Origin of the sequence: Neorhizobium phenanthreniclasticum, assembly GCF_040066075.1 — a bacterium.
Lineage (GTDB): Bacteria > Pseudomonadota > Alphaproteobacteria > Rhizobiales > Rhizobiaceae > Neorhizobium > Neorhizobium petrolearium.
The window spans coordinates 1-747 of the sequence record NZ_JBEAAL010000096.1; the positions used below are offsets into that span (position 1 = coordinate 1).

Annotated in this window: 1 protein-coding gene; it reads left to right on the plus strand. The window is 60.5% G+C overall.

Going from position 1 to position 747, the window contains the following annotated elements; all coding sequences use genetic code 11:
- Nucleotides 1-747, plus strand: a 747-nt coding sequence (locus ABK249_RS33875; RefSeq protein WP_348864935.1) for an IS701 family transposase, incomplete at both ends; no start/stop codon positions are given.

Consider the following 747-nt stretch of genomic DNA (forward strand, 5'->3'; position numbering starts at 1 on the left):
GCGTCGGGTCGGGTGATCCTGTTCCGCACATCCTTCGCCAGTGGCTGTCGTCGTTTCGTCCCTGGTTCACGGCGCCCAGTTGGGACCATCTGCTGGTCCTAGTGATGGGTGCGATCCTGTCTCCAGGCAAACGGACAGTGACGGCCTGTTTGCGGATCACCGGCCGCGCCGAGGCTGGCAATTTTTCCCTCTACCATCAGCTCCTTAATCGGGCGCGTTGGAACCCGCGTACTCTGGCGGCCCGTCTGCTGTCGATCGTTGTCGCCAGCCTCGTACCCGATGGTCCCATTGTGATCGGCATGGACGACACCATCGAGCGCCGATGGGGACCAAAGATTGCCGCCCGTGGCATTTATCGCGATCCGGTGCGCTCCAGTCACGGTCACTTCGTCAAAGCCAGCGGTTTGCGCTGGTTGAGCTTCATGGTTCTTGCCCCGATCCCATGGGCCAAATGCATCAAGGCCCTACCAGTCTTGACGCTTTTATGCCCCTCGGAGCGCTACGATAAAAACAGAGGACGAAATCATAAGCTGCTGACGGATTGGGCAAGACAGGGCGTGTTGCAGCTCTGCCGCTGGCTGCCAGGATGCGATATCATCTTTGTCGGTGACAGCAGTTTTGCTGTCCATACATTGGCGGCGGCGCTGCCCGATAGGGCCACCCTCATTACACGCCTGCGTCTGGACGCCAGTCTGTTCGCCCCGCCAGATCCGCGACACGAACACACGCTCGGGCGGCCCGCACTAA